At 64.9% G+C, this 17,767-nt stretch carries 14 protein-coding genes; 8 read left to right on the forward strand and 6 right to left on the reverse strand.

Going from position 1 to position 17,767, the window contains the following annotated elements; translation table 11 throughout:
• Positions 1–144 precede the first annotated feature (144 nt).
• The 3 genes from LFL96_RS21355 to garD all read right to left on the reverse strand — a co-directional run bounded on the left by LFL96_RS21355 (position 145) and on the right by garD (position 3,647).
• A complete protein-coding gene (locus tag LFL96_RS21355; protein ID WP_281003824.1) occupies positions 145–1,086 on the reverse strand; it encodes an SMP-30/gluconolactonase/LRE family protein in 942 nt (313 codons plus the stop codon).
• Positions 1,087–1,145: 59 nt separating this feature from the next.
• Entirely contained in the window at positions 1,146–1,991 is an 846-nt protein-coding gene (locus tag LFL96_RS21360; RefSeq protein WP_281002699.1) for an NAD(P)-dependent oxidoreductase, read from the reverse strand.
• 66 nt (positions 1,992–2,057) lie between these two features.
• Complete coding sequence (garD, locus tag LFL96_RS21365) at positions 2,058–3,647, reverse strand: galactarate dehydratase (RefSeq protein ID WP_281002700.1); 1,590 nt, start codon at positions 3,645–3,647, stop codon at positions 2,058–2,060.
• Positions 3,648–3,884: 237 nt separating this feature from the next.
• On the opposite strand from garD, the gene kdgD reads away from it, so the two are divergent.
• The 4 genes from kdgD (at position 3,885) to LFL96_RS21385 (ending at position 8,785) form a co-directional block, all read left to right on the forward strand.
• The gene (kdgD, locus tag LFL96_RS21370) at positions 3,885–4,802 is read left to right on the forward strand and encodes a 5-dehydro-4-deoxyglucarate dehydratase (protein WP_281002701.1); all 918 of its coding nucleotides are present in this window, start codon (positions 3,885–3,887) and stop codon (positions 4,800–4,802) included.
• 108 nt (positions 4,803–4,910) lie between these two features.
• Positions 4,911–6,296, forward strand: a complete 1,386-nt coding sequence (locus LFL96_RS21375) for an MFS transporter (protein ID WP_281002702.1) — start codon at positions 4,911–4,913, stop codon at positions 6,294–6,296.
• Between the two features lie 174 nt (positions 6,297–6,470).
• Complete coding sequence (locus tag LFL96_RS21380; protein WP_281002703.1) at positions 6,471–7,214, forward strand: FadR/GntR family transcriptional regulator; 744 nt, start codon at positions 6,471–6,473, stop codon at positions 7,212–7,214.
• A gap of 224 nt (positions 7,215–7,438) precedes the next feature.
• Positions 7,439–8,785 carry a Fic family protein gene (locus tag LFL96_RS21385; protein WP_281002704.1) on the forward strand — a complete coding sequence of 449 codons (1,347 nt, stop codon included), beginning with the start codon at positions 7,439–7,441 and terminating at the stop codon, positions 8,783–8,785.
• Positions 8,786–8,872: 87 nt separating this feature from the next.
• On the opposite strand, the gene LFL96_RS21390 is transcribed toward LFL96_RS21385, so the two are convergent.
• Entirely contained in the window at positions 8,873–10,456 is a 1,584-nt protein-coding gene (locus tag LFL96_RS21390; RefSeq protein ID WP_281002705.1) for an aldehyde dehydrogenase (NADP(+)), read from the reverse strand.
• A 284-nt stretch (positions 10,457–10,740) separates the two neighbouring features.
• On the opposite strand from LFL96_RS21390, the gene garL reads away from it, so the two are divergent.
• Positions 10,741–11,541 (forward strand): 2-dehydro-3-deoxyglucarate aldolase, encoded by an 801-nt coding sequence (gene garL, locus LFL96_RS21395; RefSeq protein ID WP_281002706.1) that lies wholly within the window; start codon positions 10,741–10,743, stop codon positions 11,539–11,541.
• The gene (locus LFL96_RS21400; RefSeq protein WP_348638446.1) at positions 11,538–12,467 is read left to right on the forward strand and encodes a 2-hydroxy-3-oxopropionate reductase; all 930 of its coding nucleotides are present in this window, start codon (positions 11,538–11,540) and stop codon (positions 12,465–12,467) included. Before garL ends, LFL96_RS21400 begins: the two co-directional genes overlap by 4 nt.
• A gap of 231 nt (positions 12,468–12,698) precedes the next feature.
• On the opposite strand, the gene LFL96_RS21405 is transcribed toward LFL96_RS21400, so the two are convergent.
• Positions 12,699–14,018: an MFS transporter gene (locus LFL96_RS21405; RefSeq protein WP_281002708.1), complete on the reverse strand. Its 1,320-nt coding sequence runs from the start codon at positions 14,016–14,018 to the stop codon at positions 12,699–12,701.
• Positions 14,019–14,431: 413 nt separating this feature from the next.
• On the opposite strand from LFL96_RS21405, the gene LFL96_RS21410 reads away from it, so the two are divergent.
• On the forward strand, positions 14,432–14,971 hold the full coding sequence (locus LFL96_RS21410; RefSeq protein WP_281002709.1) for a DUF2867 domain-containing protein: 540 nt from the start codon (positions 14,432–14,434) through the stop codon (positions 14,969–14,971).
• A gap of 58 nt (positions 14,972–15,029) precedes the next feature.
• Here LFL96_RS21410 and LFL96_RS21415 read toward each other — a convergent pair whose 3' ends face one another.
• The gene (locus tag LFL96_RS21415) at positions 15,030–15,851 is read right to left on the reverse strand and encodes an alpha/beta hydrolase (RefSeq protein WP_281002710.1); all 822 of its coding nucleotides are present in this window, start codon (positions 15,849–15,851) and stop codon (positions 15,030–15,032) included.
• A 467-nt stretch (positions 15,852–16,318) separates the two neighbouring features.
• Here LFL96_RS21415 and LFL96_RS21420 point away from each other — a divergent pair, with 467 nt between their 5' ends.
• The gene (locus tag LFL96_RS21420; protein ID WP_281002711.1) at positions 16,319–17,728 is read left to right on the forward strand and encodes a cytochrome ubiquinol oxidase subunit I; all 1,410 of its coding nucleotides are present in this window, start codon (positions 16,319–16,321) and stop codon (positions 17,726–17,728) included.
• Positions 17,729–17,767: the final 39 nt, after the last annotated feature.

The raw sequence follows: 17,767 nt of genomic DNA on the forward strand, positions 1-17,767 counted from the left end.
ACGCCGTTTTCTCGCGCGAAAAAGATGGCGTGAATGTGGCCGTTATGCCACATAGTTGTACGACGAGTGATGAATTAAGCAGGGACTTAGAGGCCGCGCCGGCGGTGCTCCCGCACGCCGGCGCGGCCGATCACGCGGCGTCGCTTACAGGACGCCCGCGAATTCGGGCTCGGGCAGCCCGGTGACGCCGGGACGCACGGCGAAGAGGTGGCCGTCGTGCTCGCTCGCGCCCGTGGCGGGCCGGATCGAGGTGACGAACAAGGTGTCGAGATCGCGGCCGCCGAATGCGCACATCGCGGGCTTGACGGCCGGGATCGCGATTTCGCGGTCGAGCTTGCCTTGCGGCGTGAAGCGCAGCAGCCGGCCCGCGTCGTTCGCGCAGATCCAGTAGCAGCCGTCGGCATCCACGGCGGCGCCGTCGGGACGGCCCACGTAGTGATGCAGATCGGCGAACACGCGCCGGTTGCGCGGCTCGCCCGCGTCGACGTCGTAGTCGAAGGCCCAGATCTGGCGGCGCAACGGGTGCGAGTCGGACAGGTACATGGTCATGCCGTCCGGCGACCACGCGAGGCCGTTCTGCGTGATCAGCGCGTCGATCACGGGCGCGGACAGCATGCCGCGTTCGTCGAAGCGATAAAGCGCGCCGGCCGGTTTCGCGAGACTCATGTCCTGAACCATCGTGCCCGACCAGAAACGGCCTTGACGATCGCAGCGGCCGTCGTTGAAGCGCATGTCGTCAGCGGCGAAATGCGGCGCGGCGAGCTTGCGCGTCTCGACGGGCCGCGCGTGGGCGCCTGTCGTCACAGTGGCCGTGGCGGTCAGGCCGTTGGCAACACCCGCATCTGCCGCGTTGGCAACCGCATCCGCCGCCGCGTCGTCGCGCAGCGTCACCGCGAACAGCCCCGTCTCGCAGCCGGCGAGCACCGTGCCGCGCCGGTCGAACGCGATGCACGCGACCTTTTCCGGCAGCAGCCATTCGGTGCGCTCGCCGGCCTCCACGCGCAGGCGCACGATCTTGCGCGCCGGAATATCGACCCAGTAAAGCGCCTGCTCCGCCGCGCGCCACACGGGACTCTCACCCACCATCGCGGGCGCGGGCCCCGCCGCTTCGACCCGTTCGACGCGCGGCTGGGCCGCCGTCGCGCTCACCGCTTCGGCTCCATCGGCCCGGCGAGCACGAACGCGCCGCCCTGATAGCGTTGGGTCGGATCGTCGAGATCGGCATTCGGCGCGCTGGCCGGGAACAGGTGCTCGAATTCGATCGAACTGTCCTGCGGACGAAAACCGAGGAACGCGGCCTTCGTGTTGTCGATCCACTTGGCCCGGTTGTCCGACACGCCGTAGACGATCGCATGGCCGACGCGATTGGTGAACAGCGAACAGCGCACCAGTTCGATGAAGTCGCGATAGCTCAGATACGTGACCAGCATGCGCGGATTCTTCGGCTGCTCGAACGACGAGCCGATCCGCAGACACACGGTCTCCAGCCCGAAGCGGTCGAAGTAGTAACGCGACAGCGATTCGCCGAAGCACTTCGTCACGCCGTACAGGCTGTCCGGGCGCAGCGGCGCGTCGACGTCGACCACTTCCGTCACCGGATGAAAACCCACCGCGTGGTTCGAGCTCGCGTAGACGATGCGCTTGACGCCCTGCTTCTGCGCCGCCGAGTACAGGTTGTAGAGGCCGCGGATATTCGCTTCGAGCAGATCCGGGAACGGCGCTTCGACGGAGATGCCGCCGAGGTGGATCACCGCGTCGACGCCTTCGAGCAGCGCGTGAACCGCGGCTTCGTCGGCGAGATCGACGAGCGACGCTTCTTCATGCGCGGCGACGTCGCCGAGCGGCGCGATATCGGTGACGCGCACCACGTCGGCCCACGCGGCGAGCGTGCCGCGCAGTTGCCGGCCGAGGTTGCCGGCGGCGCCGGTCAACAGAAGCCGGCGGAACGGTTTGCGCGACGCCGCGCGTTCGGAAGTGGAATCGGTAGTCATGGTCAGTTTGAACGAGGTTGTGCGAATACAGGCGGCGTGCCGGCGCGGTCCGCCATCGAGCCGATGTCAGGTCACCGGCGCCGGATTGAACAGCGTCAGCGCGTTGTGCAGCTTGAGTTTTTCGGCGCAGGTTTGCTTGCGGCCGCTGGCGACGTCGAGCATCAGCCGGAACAGTTCCCAACCCACGTCTTCGATGCTCGCGGCGCCAGTGGCGATCGTCCCGGCGTTGATATCCATCAGGTCGTGCCAGCGGCGCGCGAGGTCCGAGCGCGTCGCGACCTTGATCACCGGTACTTCGGCGAGGCTGTACGGCGTGCCGCGTCCGGTGGTGAACACGTGCAGGTTGATGCCGGCGGCCACCTGCAAGGTGCCGCAGATGAAATCGCTGGCCGGCGTGGCCGCGTAAATCAAACCCTTCTGCCGGACCTTCTCGCCCGGCGACAGCACGCCGGAAATCGCCGAGTTGCCCGACTTGATGATCGAACCCATCGCCTTCTCGACGATGTTCGACAGCCCGCCCTTCTTGTTGCCGGGCGTGGTGTTGGCGCTGCGGTCGGCGCCGCCGCGCTTCAGATAATCGTCGTACCACTGCATCTCGCGGATGATCGCGGCGGCCACGTCCGCGTTCGCCGCGCGCGCGGTCAACTGATCGACGCCGTCGCGCACTTCCGTGACCTCGGAGAACATCACGGTCGCGCCGGCCCGCACCAGCAGATCGGTCGCGAAGCCCACGGCGGGGTTCGCGGTCAGGCCGGAGAAGGCGTCGCTGCCGCCGCATTGCACGCCGATCACCAGGTCCGACGCGGGGCACGTCTCGCGGCGCCGGTTGTTCAGACGCTTCAGATGCGCGTCGGCCATCTTCATGATCGACTCGATCATCGACTGGAAGCCGACGTGCGCGTCGTCCTGCAGCACCACCACGCCGCCGTTCCGATCCGCCGTGACGTCGCCGATATCCGCGACTTCCGCGACCTGGGCGGCCGCCGCGATCGGAATCGTGCCGGGCGGCATCAGACGCTCGGGCTGCAGTTTCTCGCAGCCGAGGCTGACCATCATCACCTCGCCGCCGAAGTTCGGATTCAGGCTGATGTTGCGCACCGTGCGGATCGGCACCATCGCGTCGGGCGCGTCGATCGCGACGCCGCAGCCGTAGGTATGGCCCAGGCTCACGACGTCGTCGACATTCGGATAGCGCGGCAGCAATTCCGCCTTGATGCGCGTGACCGCGTGCTGCACGACATCGGCCACGCATTGCACCGTGGTCGTGATCGCGAGGATGTTGCGCGAGCCGACCGAGCCGTCGGCATTGCGGTAGCCCTCGAACGTGAAACCGTCGAGCGGCGGCATGTCCGGCGCCTTGATGGTCGCGATCGGCAGATCGTCGAGCCCCGGCGGGCTCGGCATGCGGATCACGTGTTCGTTGATCCAGCTTCCCTTGGGCAACGCCTTCAGCGCGTAGCCGATCACCACGTTGTAGCGGATCACGGCGTCGCCCTCGGCCAGATCGGCGAGCGCGACCTTGTGGCCCTGCGGCACGCGCTCGCGCAGCGCGAGACCGTCCGGAAAGACGGCGCCCTCGCCCAGACCGCCGTCGTTGACGACGATCGCGACGTTGTCGTTCGGGTGGACGCGAATGTAGAGCGGAGATGGTTCCATTGCCTTGTTCCTGATGGCACAGCACGCGGACTGCGCCAGTTATTCATACGTCATCCTACAACATGAATTATGCGTCGGATGTTCCGTATTTACCCTATGGCGCGCATTATGCCGCGAAAACCCCTTTGAGTTAGATGATTTGTTGTTGTACGATGACGTATAAGAAATCTCCATTTCGAATCATCAACCGAACTCTGAACCTCTCACCACCTTATATCGCCGCCCTGGATATTCATCATGACGACACCGCAGGAACTCAAGCAGATCGTTTCGGAAGGCCTTCTCTCCTTCCCCGTGACCGACTTCGACGAACAAGGCAACTTCCGCGCCGATACCTACGCCAGGCGTCTTGAATGGCTCGCGCCGTACGGTGCATCGGCGCTGTTCGTGGCGGGCGGCACGGGCGAGTTCTTCTCCCTCACGCACGACGACTACTCGAACGTGGTGCGCACCGCCACCGAAGTCTGCAAGGGCAAGGTGCCGATTCTCGCCGGCGCGGGCGGCCCGACGCGCGTCGCGATCGCCTACGCGAAGGAAGCCGAACGCCATGGCGCGAACGGCATCCTGCTGATGCCGCACTATCTGACCGAAGCCTGCCAGGAAGGCATCGCCGCGCACGCCGAGGAAGTCTGCAAGGCCGTGCCGAACATGGGCGTGATCATCTACAACCGCGCCAATTCCAAGCTTAACGCCGACATGCTCGAAGGGCTGGCCGCGCGCTGCCCGAACCTGATCGGCTTCAAGGACGGCGTCGGCGAGATCGAGAACATGGTGTCGATCCGCCGTCGTCTGGGGGACCGCTTCTCGTACCTCGGCGGCCTGCCGACGGCGGAAGTCTATGCGGCGGCGTACAAGGCGCTGGGCGTGCCGGTGTATTCGTCGGCGGTGTTTAACTTCATCCCGAAGACCGCGATGGACTTCTACCGCGCCATCGCCGCGGACGATCACGCGACCGTCGGCAAGCTGATCGACGAGTTCTTCCTGCCGTATCTGGCGATCCGCAACCGCCGCGCGGGCTATGCCGTCAGTATCGTGAAGGCCGGCGCGAAGCTGGTCGGCCATGACGCCGGCCCGGTCCGCGCGCCGCTGACCGACCTGACCGAGGAAGAAATGGCCCGGCTCGACGCGCTCATCAAGACGCTCGGACCGCAGTAAGCCGCATCGCATGAAGCACACCTGAAAAGCGCCCGGGACGGCAACGTCGCCGGGCGTTTTTCGTCGCGCCGCAGCGCGCCGCCCGTCACAAGAACTCAGGAGATGACCATGGACTTAAGCCGCCCGGCCACGACCGCGCAGGCTGGCTCCGACGCCAACGCCCATGCCGCACGACGCACGAAGGTCCGCTACACGATCCTGCTGCTGATCTTTCTGATCACCACCTTCAACTACGCGGATCGCGCGACGCTGTCGATCACCGGTTCGGCGATGCGCGCCGAATTCGGCCTCGACGCGATCCGGATGGGTTACATCTTCTCCGCGTTCAGCTGGGCGTATGTGCTCTCGCAACTGCCGGCTGGCTGGCTGCTGGACCGTTTCGGCGCGCGGCGCGTGTACGCGGCAAGCATCTCCTTCTGGTCGCTGTTCACCTTGCTGCAGGGCACGATCGGCGTGCTCGGCAGCGCGGGCGCCGCGATCGCCGCGCTGTTCGCGCTGCGTTTCGCGATGGGCGTGGCCGAATCGCCCGCGTTTCCGGCCAACGCGAAAGTCGTGGCGAGCTGGTTTCCGACCAACGAACGCGGTACTGCGTCGGCGATTTTCAATTCGGCGCAGTATTTCGCGGCAGTCGTATTTACGCCGCTGATGGCGTGGCTCACGCACGCATTCGGCTGGCACACGGTGTATCTCGTGATGGGCGTCGCCGGCTTGCTGCTCGCGCTGACGTGGCTGAAGGTGATGAAGAATCCCGCCGATCATCCGCGCGTGTCGCGCGCCGAACTCGAGTACATCGAGCAAGGCGGCGGCCTGGTGAGCGGGCGGCGGCAAGGCAGCGCGCAAGGTTCCGCGCAGGCTGCCTCACAGGACGGCGGCTGGTCGCTCGTGCGGCAGTTGTTGAGCAACCGCATGCTCGTCGGCGTGTATCTCGCGCAGTACTGCATCAACGTGCTCACCTACTTCTTCCTGACGTGGTTTCCGATCTACCTCGTGCAGGCGCGCGGCATGACGATCCTGCATGCGGGGCTGGTCGCGTCGCTGCCGGCCATCTGCGGCTTTTCGGGCGGCGTGCTCGGCGGCATGCTGTCGGACGGCCTGATCCGTCGCGGCCATTCGCTGACTGTCGCGCGCAAGGTACCGATCGTCGGCGGCATGCTGCTGTCGACGTGCATCGTCGGCTGCAACTATGTGTCGACCGACTGGGTCGTCGTCGCGCTGATGTCGCTGGCGTTTTTCGGCAAGGGCATCGGCGCGCTCGGCTGGGCGGTGGTGGCCGATACGTCGCCGAAGGAAGCGCTCGGGTTGTCGGGCGCGATCTTCAATATGTTCGGCAACGTGGCCGGCATCGTCACGCCGATCGTCATCGGTTATGTGGTCGCGACGACCTGCTCGTTCAACGGCGCGCTGGTGTTCGTCGGCGCGAACGCGTTGTTGACCGTGTTCAGCTATCTCGTGATCGTCAGGGATATCCGGCGCGTGGAGTTGCGGCGGGCCTGACCGGCGGCCCGTCAGGGCGCGGCGCGGGAGGCGATACGACGCCGCCGCGAGGCGCGCCGCCCGGCCTCCCGCCGTCGCCGAAAATGATCTGGCGTTTTTATAATCAGTCGTCAGACGACGGTATAATGAGCCGGACAAGTTATCTGCAACTATTTGATTCGAGGGGCGTTTTCGATGGCTACACCACTGGCATCCGCGGCACCGCCGCGACGGGCTCGCAACCTGGCCGAGTTCGTCGTCAGCTACGTCACCGAGCAGATCGCGTCCAACGCCTTGAAGCCCGGCGACAAGCTGCCGACCGAATCGCAGTTGATGGTCACGCTGAGCGTGAGCCGCACCGTGATTCGCGAGGCGATTTCCCGTTTGCAGGCGGGCAAGATCATCGAGACGCGGCACGGTATCGGCAGTTTCGTGCTGGAGCCACAACGCGAGAAACTGGGCATCGACATGGTGCCGGCCACCACGTTGCGCGACGTGCTGTCCATCCTCGAACTGCGTATCAGCCTGGAAACGGAATGCGCGGGCCTCGCCGCGCAGCGCGCCAAGCCCGAAGATCTCGCGCGCATGCGCAGCGCGCTCGACGCGATCGAAGCCACGCGGCACAACGGACTGGATAGCGTCGACGCCGACCTGCAATTCCATATCTCGGTGGCGCGTGCAACCGGCAACCGCTACTTCGTCGACATCCTCACGCAGATGGGCAGCGCGCTGATCCCGCGCAACCGCCTCGACTCGGCGGGTATTGCGCGCGCGGAACCGGATGCGTATCTGTCGCTGGTCAATCTCGAACACGAGAGCATTCTCGAAGCGATCTCGCGGCACGACGCGGAAGGCGCGCGCGCGGCGATGCGCATGCATCTGTCGAATAGCCGGGAGCGGCTGCGTCGCGCGAACGAATCGGCCGAGGTGGGTGGCTGAGGTTCTTGCCGGGTTTGATGACGTGAAAGCCCTTGATGCCGGTGGCGGATCAAGGGCTTTTTGTTTGGGGCGATAGAAACAGACTGATAAGCGCAGACTCAAACTTATCAAATCAGAATAATCTGATCAAAAAAGTGAAGAAATAGCGCTAATCTTATCGGCAAAATCCAATCTCATCATTATTTTGATAAGATTATTGATAAGCTTATCGTCAACCCGCCGCCATGCCTGAAAACAAAACACCCAAGCTCATCTCCGACTTCGTTGCCCAGAAGCAGTTAACCGGCGCCTTGGGCGTTTCCGCGGGTGCCGTTCAAACGCATGTCGGGCGCCCACGCCCCACCATCAACCGGGCGCTCGCGTATCTCGTCTCGACCGGCGTTCTCGTGCGGCAAGGCGCCGGGCGTTCGGTCACGTATCGCATCGCCGACATTGCTCCGAACGCGGTCGCCACGCTGCCGCGAAATGCGCCCGCATGGAGCAGCCAGTCGCTGGAACTGCGCGCGGCCCTGTCCGAGCCGCCCGGCGTGCGTCGGCCGGTTTCCTATCAGCGCGCGTTCGTCGACAGCTATGAACCGAACGTCACGAGTCTGCTGCCCGCATCGCTGGCGGCGCAGCTCATGACGAAAGGGAAGTCCAGCGGGCAGCAACCCGCCGGCACGTACGCCCGCAAGGTGCTGGAGCAGTTGCTGATCGACCTGTCGTGGTCGTCGTCGCGTCTGGAGGGCAACCGCAAGAGCCTGCTCGACACGCGCGAACTGTTCGAACGAGGCCGCTCCGAAACCGACGACCCGGACGCCACCATGCTGCTCAATCACAAGGAGGCGATCGAGTTCATGGTGGATGCGGTGCCGACGGAAGGAATGACGGTGCCCGTGATACGCAATCTGCAGAGTCTGCTGATGCACGGTCTGCTTCAGGACCCTGCGGATCTCGGCACGATCCGCAACAGGATCGTCAGCATCCAGGGGTCGGTGTATCTACCCACTCAAGTGCCCAACCTGCTGGCGGAGATGCTGCAGCACATCGTCGACAAAGGCGCGCGCATTTACAACGCCGTCGAGGCGGCGTTCTTCTTCTGGGTCAACCTTGCGTATTTGCAGCCGTTCGTCGACGGCAACAAGCGCACCAGCCGCCTGAGCGCCAACATGCCGCTGATGCTGGCGAACTGCGCGCCACTGTCGTTTCTCGACGTGGAACCGGACGATTACGCGCTGGCCATGCTCGGCATCTACGAGCGGCTCGACGTCTCGCTGGCCGTGGATCTGTTCGACTGGACCTATCGGCGCTCGATCAACAAATACCAGGTGGTCCTCGAATCGATGGGCGGCCCGGACCCGTTGCGAGCCCATTACCGCGAACAGCTCGGCGAAGCGATCCGGCAGATCGTGTTCTTCGGCATCACGCTTGCCGAGGCGATCGAAACCGTCGGGATTCCCGAAGAAGACCGCGGCGCTTTCGACGCCATGTTGAACGTCGAGCTGACGCACCTGGAGGCGTTCAACTGCGCGCGTTATCGCCTGCCGATGAGCAAGACCCAGGAATGGATCGACAAGGGGCGTCCGCGCTGAGTTTCAAGCGAACGCGGCGGCATGTGTCGACCACACGCCGCCGCGCTCCTCGATTTTTCTTCCGCGCTTGTTCCGCGCTTGCCCGGATTATCCCCGCGTCATCTCGCCGTCCTTGCGGCGCCACAAGTCCAGCGGATTGCCATCGGCCAGCGCCTGCGGCAACAGCTCCGCCGGGAAATCCTGATAACACACCGGACGCAGAAAGCGTTCGATCGATGTCGTGCCGACCGACGTCGCGCGGCTATCCGAGGTCGCCGGGAACGGGCCGCCATGCACCATCGCGTGCGACACCTCGACGCCGGTCGGGAACCCGTTGACCAGCAACCGGCCCGCCTTGCGCTCCAGAATCGGCACGAGCTTGCGGGCGGCCGGCAGGTCGTCGCGATCCATCTGCACCGTGGCCGTCAACTGGCCCGCGAAATGTTCGGCGACGGCGAGCAGTTCGCTGTCGTCCTTGCAACGCACGATCGTCGAGGCCGGGCCGAACACTTCGTCTTCCAGCGCCGGCGTGGCGAGGAAGGTGCGTGCATCGGTCACGAACAACGCGGCGCGCGCCTGAGTCGGACCATTTCCGGCGACACCGCGCGCAACCGCTTCCACGCCGTCGATCCCGGCGAGCTTGCCTTCGCCTTCTTCATACGCCGCGTGAATGCCCGAGGTGAGCATGGTCTGCGCCGGTTTTGCGCCCAGCGCCTGCGAAGCGGTCGCGATGAAGCGCGTCAATGCCTCGCTGTCGACCGCGATCGCCAGGCCCGGATTGGTACAGAACTGCCCGGCGCCGAGCACCAGCGAATCGACGAAACCACGCGCGATGCTCTCGCCGCGCGTCGCCAGCGCATTGCCCAGCAGAAACACCGGGTTGATGCTGCTCATCTCGGCATACACCGGAATCGGCTCGGCGCGCGCCGCCGCGACGCGCATCAGCGACGTGCCACCCGCGCGCGACCCGGTGAAGCCCACCGCCTTGATCGCCGGATGCGCGACCAGCGCCTCGCCGACCGAATTGCCCGCGCCGACGATCATCGAAAACACGCCCGCCGGCAAATCCATCTCGCGCGCCACCTGCTGAATCACGCGGCCCACCATCTCCGAGGTGCCGAGGTGCGCGCGATGCGCCTTCACCACCACCGGACACCCTGCCGCGAGCGCCGCCGCGGTGTCGCCGCCCGCGACGGAAAACGCCAGCGGGAAATTGCTCGCGCCGAACACCGCGACCGGGCCGAGCGGAATCTTCTGCATGCGCAGATCCGAACGCGGCAGCGGCTTGCGTTCCGGCAACGGCGAATCGAGCGTGGCGGCGAGCCACTGGCCGGCGCGCACCACCTGCGCGAACAGCTTGAGCTGGCCGGTCGTGCGGCCACGCTCGCCTTCCAGACGCGCCTTCGGCAGACCGGACTCCTGATGCGCGCGCTCGATCAGCGCATCGCCCAACGCGGTGATGCCGTCGGCGATACGTTCGAGAAACTCGGCGCGCACCGTCAACGGCAGGTGACGGTACGAATCGAAAGCCTGCCGCGCGAGTTCGCACGCCTGCGCGACATGCGCGACCGAGCCGCTGCCGAACACCGGCTCCGCGATATCGGCTCCAGTGGCGGGATTGAACGCACGCAACGGTTTTTCCTCGCCGCGCACGGTTTGACGACCGATCAGCATTTCGCCGGTAATGGACATTTCGCTTTCCTTGAAAGTACGCCTTAGATATAAGTTATCCTACAACATAGAGACGAACCCGCGCAACCAACGTCACCTCATATTCAGTCGAATTCGGGTTTACGTGCCCGTTACAAGCGTGGTGTCGAATGCTAATCTGCACAAAGACATACGACGACTTATAACTTGAATCACCTACCTCATCGGCCGTTTCAGGCGCAAAGTACGAGGTGACATGCCGCTGCCATTCGTCGTCGGTCGTCGCCGGAGCTTGCCCGATCCATCGCCGTTCGAGGAGATATCCCATGCCCGCCGTCGCGCCCTACCAGGCCCTGCCCAATAGCTTCCGCCGCGCTGTCCGTGGCGGCGACACCTTGATCGGCTGCTGGGCATCGCTGGCGAGCCCGATCGTCACCGAGCTGCTCGGCATGATCGGCTTCGACTGGATGCTGCTCGACGCCGAGCACGCGCCGAACGACGTGCTGACGCTGATTCCGCAGTTGATGGCGTTAAAGGACAGCGCGAGCGCGCCGGTCGTGCGGCCGCCCGCCAACGACAGCGTGTTCATCAAGCGTCTGCTCGACAGCGGCTTTTCGAATTTCCTCGTGCCCTTCGTCGACAGCGCCGACGACGCGGCGCGCGCCGTGGCCGCCACGCGTTATCCGCCGCAGGGGATTCGCGGCGTGTCGGTCAGCCAGCGCGGCAATCGTTATGCGACCGTGCCGGACTACTTCCAGATCGCCAACGACAACGTCTGCGTGGTCGTGCAGATCGAAAGCCGCAAGGCGGTCGAGGCGATCGACGAGATTCTCGCGGTGGACGGCGTCGACGCGGTGTTCGTCGGGCCGTCCGACCTCGCCGCCGCTTACGGCCAGCTCGGCAACGCGGGCCACGCCGACGTGCAGCAGGCGATCGCGCACGTGTTCGAGCGCGCGCAGGCGGCCGGCAAGGCGAGCGGCATCCTCGCGCCGGTGCAGGCCGACGCCGAACGTTATCTGGCGATGGGCTGCAGCGTGATCGCGGTCTGCGCCGACATGGGGCTGCTGAAAAACGCCGCGCAGACGGTTCAACAACATTTCATGCAGAAACAGGCGGGCCAGGTCTGAGCGCCGCCGCCACGACCTCTCTGGAGCATTCCATGCAAAAAGCAGGCTTTATCGGACTCGGCATCATGGGCAAGCCCATGGCCGCGAACCTTCTCAAGAACGGCGTGGCGCTGGCCGCGTTCACGCGCAGCGGCGTACCCGGCGATCTCGTCCAGGCGGGCGCGCTGGCGTGCGATAGCCCGGCAGCGGTCGCCGCGCACGCGGACGTGATCTTCGTGATGGTGCCGGACACGCCGGACGTCGAACGCGTGCTGTTCGGCGAGCAGGGTCTCGCCGACGCGTTGCGCGCGGGTCAAACGGTGGTCGACATGAGCTCGATTTCGCCGATGGCCACGCGCGAATTCGCGGCCCGCGTGCGCGAGCGCGGCGCCGACTATCTGGACGCGCCGGTGTCGGGCGGTGAAGTCGGCGCGAAGGCGGCTTCGCTGACCATCATGGTGGGCGGCGAAACCGCGACCTTCGACAGCGTCAAGCCGCTGTTCGACATGATGGGCAAGAACGTCACGCTGATCGGCGCGGTCGGCGCGGGTCAGGTGTGCAAGGTGGCCAATCAGGTGATCGTCGCGGCGACGATCGAGGCGGTCGGCGAAGCGCTGCTGCTCGCGTCGAAAGCCGGCGTCGATCCCGCGCGCGTGCGCGAGGCGCTGATGGGCGGCTTCGCGTCGTCGCGCATTCTCGAGGTGCACGGCGAGCGCATGACCCAACGCACGTTCGATCCGGGTTTCCGGATCGAACTGCATCAGAAGGACCTGAATCTCGCGCTCTCGACCGCGCAGGCGCTCGGCGTCTCGCTGCCGAATACCGCCACCTGCCAGGCTTTGTTCAACGCCTGCGTCGCGCACGGCGGCAAGGCGTGGGACCACTCCGCGATGGTGCGCGCGCTCGAAGTGCTGGCCAATCACGAGATCGGCCAGCAGGTCACGTAAGCGTCAGCTCTCCTCGTACGCGAAACGTCGTTCAGCTTGCAGGGGTGAAGTCGATCACGCTGAGCAACGTGACGGTTGCGGGCGTCGTGTATAACGGCGCGTTGACGGGTTGATAAAACATGAGGCCCCCGGTGCTTACGCGCCGGAGGCCTCATGCATTTGCGTCGATGGTTTCAATGATTCGAGGTAGCCGCGTCCTGCACAGCTACCCCGCCAACCCAGGTCTCCAACTCACTTCGCCACCGCGCCCGCCGCCGTCCATTGCGGTTCGGGCAGCGGCTTCTCCGGGCTTCTCGCCAGCAGACACACCACGCCCGCGGCCACGATGTCGAACACCGCGAGCACGACGAACAACGGGCTATAACCGATCTGCGTGACCAGCACGCCGAACAGCGCGGTGAACGCGGCCGCGCCCAGATAACCGGCCATGCCGCCCATGCCGGTCGCGGTCGCGACCTCGTTCTTGCCGAACATGTCGGAGGTGATCGCATACAGCGCACCCGACAAGGTCTGATGCGCGAATCCGCCGACGCACAGCAGCGCGACCGCCGCATACGGACTCGCCACCAGCCCGACGCAGGCCGGGCCGATCATGCACAACGCGCCGACCACGAACACGAGCTTGCGCGACGTGAACAGCGACACGTTCGCGTACTTGTGGAACAGCGGGCTCAGATAGCCGCCGAGCACGCAGCCGATATCCGCGGCGAGAAACGGCATCCACGCATACAGCGCGACCTCCTTCAGGTTCATGTGACGCTCGGTCATCATGTACAGCGGAATCCACGCGTTGAAGGTCTGCCATGCCGGTTCGGACAGAATGCGCGGAATGCCGATCGCCCAGAAATCGCGGCTGCCGAGCATCGCGAACCAGCTGCGCTTCACGGCGCCCGCGCCGGCCTTGCTGGTATCACCGGCGTCGCTATGCTTCGCTTCCTGGCCGCTCAGGATGTACTCGCGCTCGGCATCGCCGAGCAGCTTCTGCTGACGCGGATGCTTGTAGAGCGCCATCCACAGCACGCTCCAGACGATCCCCGCGACGCCGACGATCACGAACGCCAGTTGCCATTCGCCATGCAGCAGCGCCCACACCACCAGCGGCGGCGCGAGCAGCGCGCCGATCGACGAGCCGATGTTGAACCAGCCGATCGCCACCGATCGTTCCTTGGCCGGAAACCACTCGCTGGTCGCCTTGACGCCGGCCGGAATGCCAGCCGCCTCGGCAATGCCGAGCACGCCACGGAAAAACGCGAGGCTGCGCCAGCCGGTCGACCACGCCGCCGCCGCGCAGGCCAGCGACCACGCCAGCGCGAACGCCGCGAAGCCGAGCTTGGTGCCGACCGTGTCGAGCACGAAGCCCGCCACCGGTTGCATGAACGCGTAGCAGAGCTGCCAGGCGACCACCACGTGCGCGTACTGCGCGGTGGTGATGTTCAGATCCTTCATCAAGGTCGGCGCCGCGACCGAGAGCGTATTGCGCGCGAGGTAATTGATGATGAGTCCGGCCGCCACCAGGCTGACCATCCACCAGCGGATGCCTTTGATCTTCATGACTGCTGTCTCCTCGTGATCCATGAGCGCGCGAGCGGATCGGCGCGCGTCGCAACGGGCCGGAACGCCGCCTGCGATTCTGCGTAGTTGTACGATAACGTACTATTAACCACTTTAGATCGAGTTTCAACCAAGTACTTACCCGGATACACCAAGTTGAAACGTCAAATTTCCTTTGATAAACAACGAGATATAAAACCTCTTTTTATGTGACGTCGTACAACATAAAACGCTTGTTTTCCGCTCTATCTCGTTTCTCCCGATCCCAGGTCATGTCGCTCCGATTCAAGACGACGGCCCTGCCCCGCGAGTAAACTGGGTGCGCCTGAAGCTTCAAAAGCTTGACCCGCTTCAACGGCATCGCTGCAACGGCACGAACTCATCCAACCGTTTTTCTGACACGGCACACCATCATGTCCCACGCTCACAGCGCAGTGCTCAACGTCACCCTGCCCGCCGAATCGGCCGTCACCGGTCTGTACCACGCGCCGGATCTCGCCGACGCCTTCGCGGTCCGCCTCCCCGACAATGCCATCGACGATCCCGAATTGCTCGCGCGCTTTCTGTTCGAGAATCAGGCGGGCTGGATCGGCAAGCTGATGGGGCTGCGCGACGCGATCGTCGGCCGGCTCGGGCTCAAGACGGCGCGCGAGTTGCGCACGCTAAGCTCGCCGGCGTCGCACGAGCGCGTCGACATCTTCAGGATCTATGCAAAGAGTGCGCGCGAGATCGTGCTCGGCGAGAACGACAGCCATCTGGACTTCCGGCTCTCGGTGCTGCAGCAGACCCGCGATGCGGGCGACGGCCAGTCGCGCTACCTGGTCTTCTCGACGGTCGTGCATTGTCACAACGGACTGGGCCGTTTCTATATTCTCGCGATCCGTCCGTTTCACCGGCTGGTGGTGCGCTCGTCGCTGCGCAGTGCGGCGCGGGTCGGCTGGCCGACCGTCTGAGCGCCGAGCGCCGCCACCGCGCGGCGGCCCACACCGGCGCCGCCGCGCGCGCCCGACCCTAGCCGCCGATAAACGCCAGCAAGTCCGCATTCACCTTGTCGGCCTCGACGGTGCACATCCCATGCTGGCCGCCAGGATAGACCTTGAGCGTCGCGTCCTTCACGATCTTCGCGGTCTGCCGGCCGGCCGCGTCGATCGGCACGATCTGGTCGTCGTCGCCATGCAGCACGAGCGTCGGCACGTCGATCTTCTTCAGGTCTTCCGTGTAGTCGACTTCGGAGAACTGCTTGACGCAGTCGTACAGCCCCTTGATCGAGCCGGCCATGCCCTGCAGCCAGAACGAATCGATCACCCCTTGCGACGGTTTCGCGCCCTCCCGGTTATAGCCGTAGAACGGCACCGCCAGGTCCTTGAAAAACTGCGAACGGTCGTCGGCCACGCCCTTGCGGATTCCGTCGAACACGTCGATCGGCAAGCCGCCGGGATTGGCCTCGGTCTTCAGCATCAACGGCGGCACCGCGCCGATCAGCACCGCCTTCGCCACCCGCTGCGTGCCGTGCCGGCCGATGTAATGCGCGACCTCGCCGCCGCCGGTCGAATGGCCGACCAGGGTCGCGTCCTTCAGGTCGAGATGTTCGATCAGCGCGGCCAGGTCGTCGGCGTAGGTGTCCATGTCGTTGCCGTCCCACGGCTGCGACGAGCGGCCATGACCACGCCGGTCGTGCGCGATCACGCGAAAGCCCTTGCTGCCGAGAAACAGCATCTGCGCGTCCCACGCGTCGGCCGACAGCGGCCAGCCGTGCGAGAACACGACGGGGCGTCCCTTGCCCCAGTCCTTGTAGTAGATCTCCGTACCGTCTTTCGTCTTGATCGTGCTCATCTGCTGACTCCTGGTGGTTGAAGTCTGCCGCGCGCGGCAGGGGGATGAAGCGTGCTCATGGTGGGGACAAACGGACGCACAGATTACTTCACTTACCAGCGCAAAGTCGTGTCAGGCCGCTTTATTGCCGGATGACGACGAACCGCTTCGCGCGCCGCGCTTCCTTTCGATCGAATGCCTGCGCCAGCACCGCGGCGCTCTGTTGCAGCGCGGTCGATTGCCGCAGCTTCGCCGTGGGTGCGACAAAACGCGCACCACCACGCATCCGGAAAAACTTGATACCTATCAATACGTTGCCATATCAAAATTAATAATCGCCGTAAAACAAGGCGGTTTTTTGACGCACGTCGCGCCGCAGCAAAACGGCCACCTATCCCCTACGCTTGCGCCATCTGCCCACACGCAGTGCGCACCGACAACGGTCGACGCGCGTAGTCCGCACCCGCGGTCCTCACGCCAACACAATCATGACCTCCGCTCTATCGGCATTCGATCTCGCCCGCATCCAGTTTGCGTTCACCGTCTCGTTTCACATCGTGTTTCCGGCGCTCAGCATCGGCCTCGCCAGCTTCATCGCCGTGCTCGAATGGCGCTGGCTGAAAACCGGCAAGGCGTACTACAAAGATCTTTGTCTGTTCTGGTCGAAGATCTTCGCCGTGGCCTTCGGCATGGGCGTCGTCTCCGGCGTCGTGATGAGCTATCAGTTCGGCACCAACTGGTCGGGCTTCTCCAGCTTCGCCGGCCCCGTCACCGGTCCGTTGCTGATGTACGAAGTGATGACCGCGTTCTTCCTCGAAGCGGGCTTCCTCGGCATCATGCTGTTCGGCTGGCAGCGCGTGAGCCCGCGCGCCCACTTCGGCGCCACGCTGATGGTGGCGATCGGCACGCTGATCTCGACCTTCTGGATTCTCGCCTCCAATAGCTGGATGCAAACGCCGCAAGGCTTCGAAGTCGTGAACGGCCGCGTCGTGCCGCTCGACTGGTTCAAGATCATTTTCAATCCGTCGTTCCCGTACCGGCTCGCGCACATGGCGCTGGCGGCGTTCATCGTCGCGGGACTGGTGGTCGCGGCGGTCGGTGCATGGCATCTGCTGCGCGGACGGCGCGATCCGGCCGTCAGGAAGATGTTCTCCATGTCGCTGTGGCTGCTGCTGGTTCTCACGCCGGTGCAGGCATTCGTCGGCGATCAGCACGGCCTGAATACGCGCGAATATCAGCCGGCCAAGATCGCGGCGATCGAAGGCCTGTGGGACACCGAAAAAGGCGGCACCGCGCTGAACCTGTTCGGCCTGCCCGACATGAAAGCGGAAACCACGCGCTACGCGGTGTCGATCCCGCACCTCGGCAGCCTGATCCTCACGCATAGCTGGGACGGCGAAATCCGCGGTCTCAAGGAATTCCCGCCGCAGGACCGGCCGAACGCGCCGGTGGTGTTCTGGAGCTTTCGCATCATGGCCGGGCTCGGCGTGCTGATGATCGTGATGTCGCTGGCCGGCTGGGCGTTGCGACGCCGCGAGCGGCTGTTCGAATCGAAGCTGTTCCAGCGCTTCGTGCTGGCGATGGGGCCGACCGGCTTCATCACGCTGCTGGCCGGCTGGGTCACGACGGAAGCGGGCCGTCAGCCGTGGGTCGTGTATGGCGTGATGCGCACCTCGCAGGCGGTGTCGCCACTGAGCGCGCAGCAGGTCGGCATTTCGCTGATGGCCTTCGTGGTCGTGTACTTCCTCGTGTTCGGCACCGGCATCTACTACATGCTCAAGCTGATGCGCTCGGGTCCGGCGCTGCCGGGCACGACGCCGCACGGCGTGCCGCAGCCGGGGCCGAACCAGACCGCGCGCCGCCCGCTCTCCGCCGTCGATCAGATGATCGACGCCTGAGCCGCCGCCCGCTCCTCATCCACCCTTCCTCATTGGCCG

Origin of the sequence: Paraburkholderia sp. D15 (assembly GCF_029910215.1) — a bacterium.
Taxonomy (GTDB): Bacteria; Pseudomonadota; Gammaproteobacteria; order Burkholderiales; family Burkholderiaceae; genus Paraburkholderia.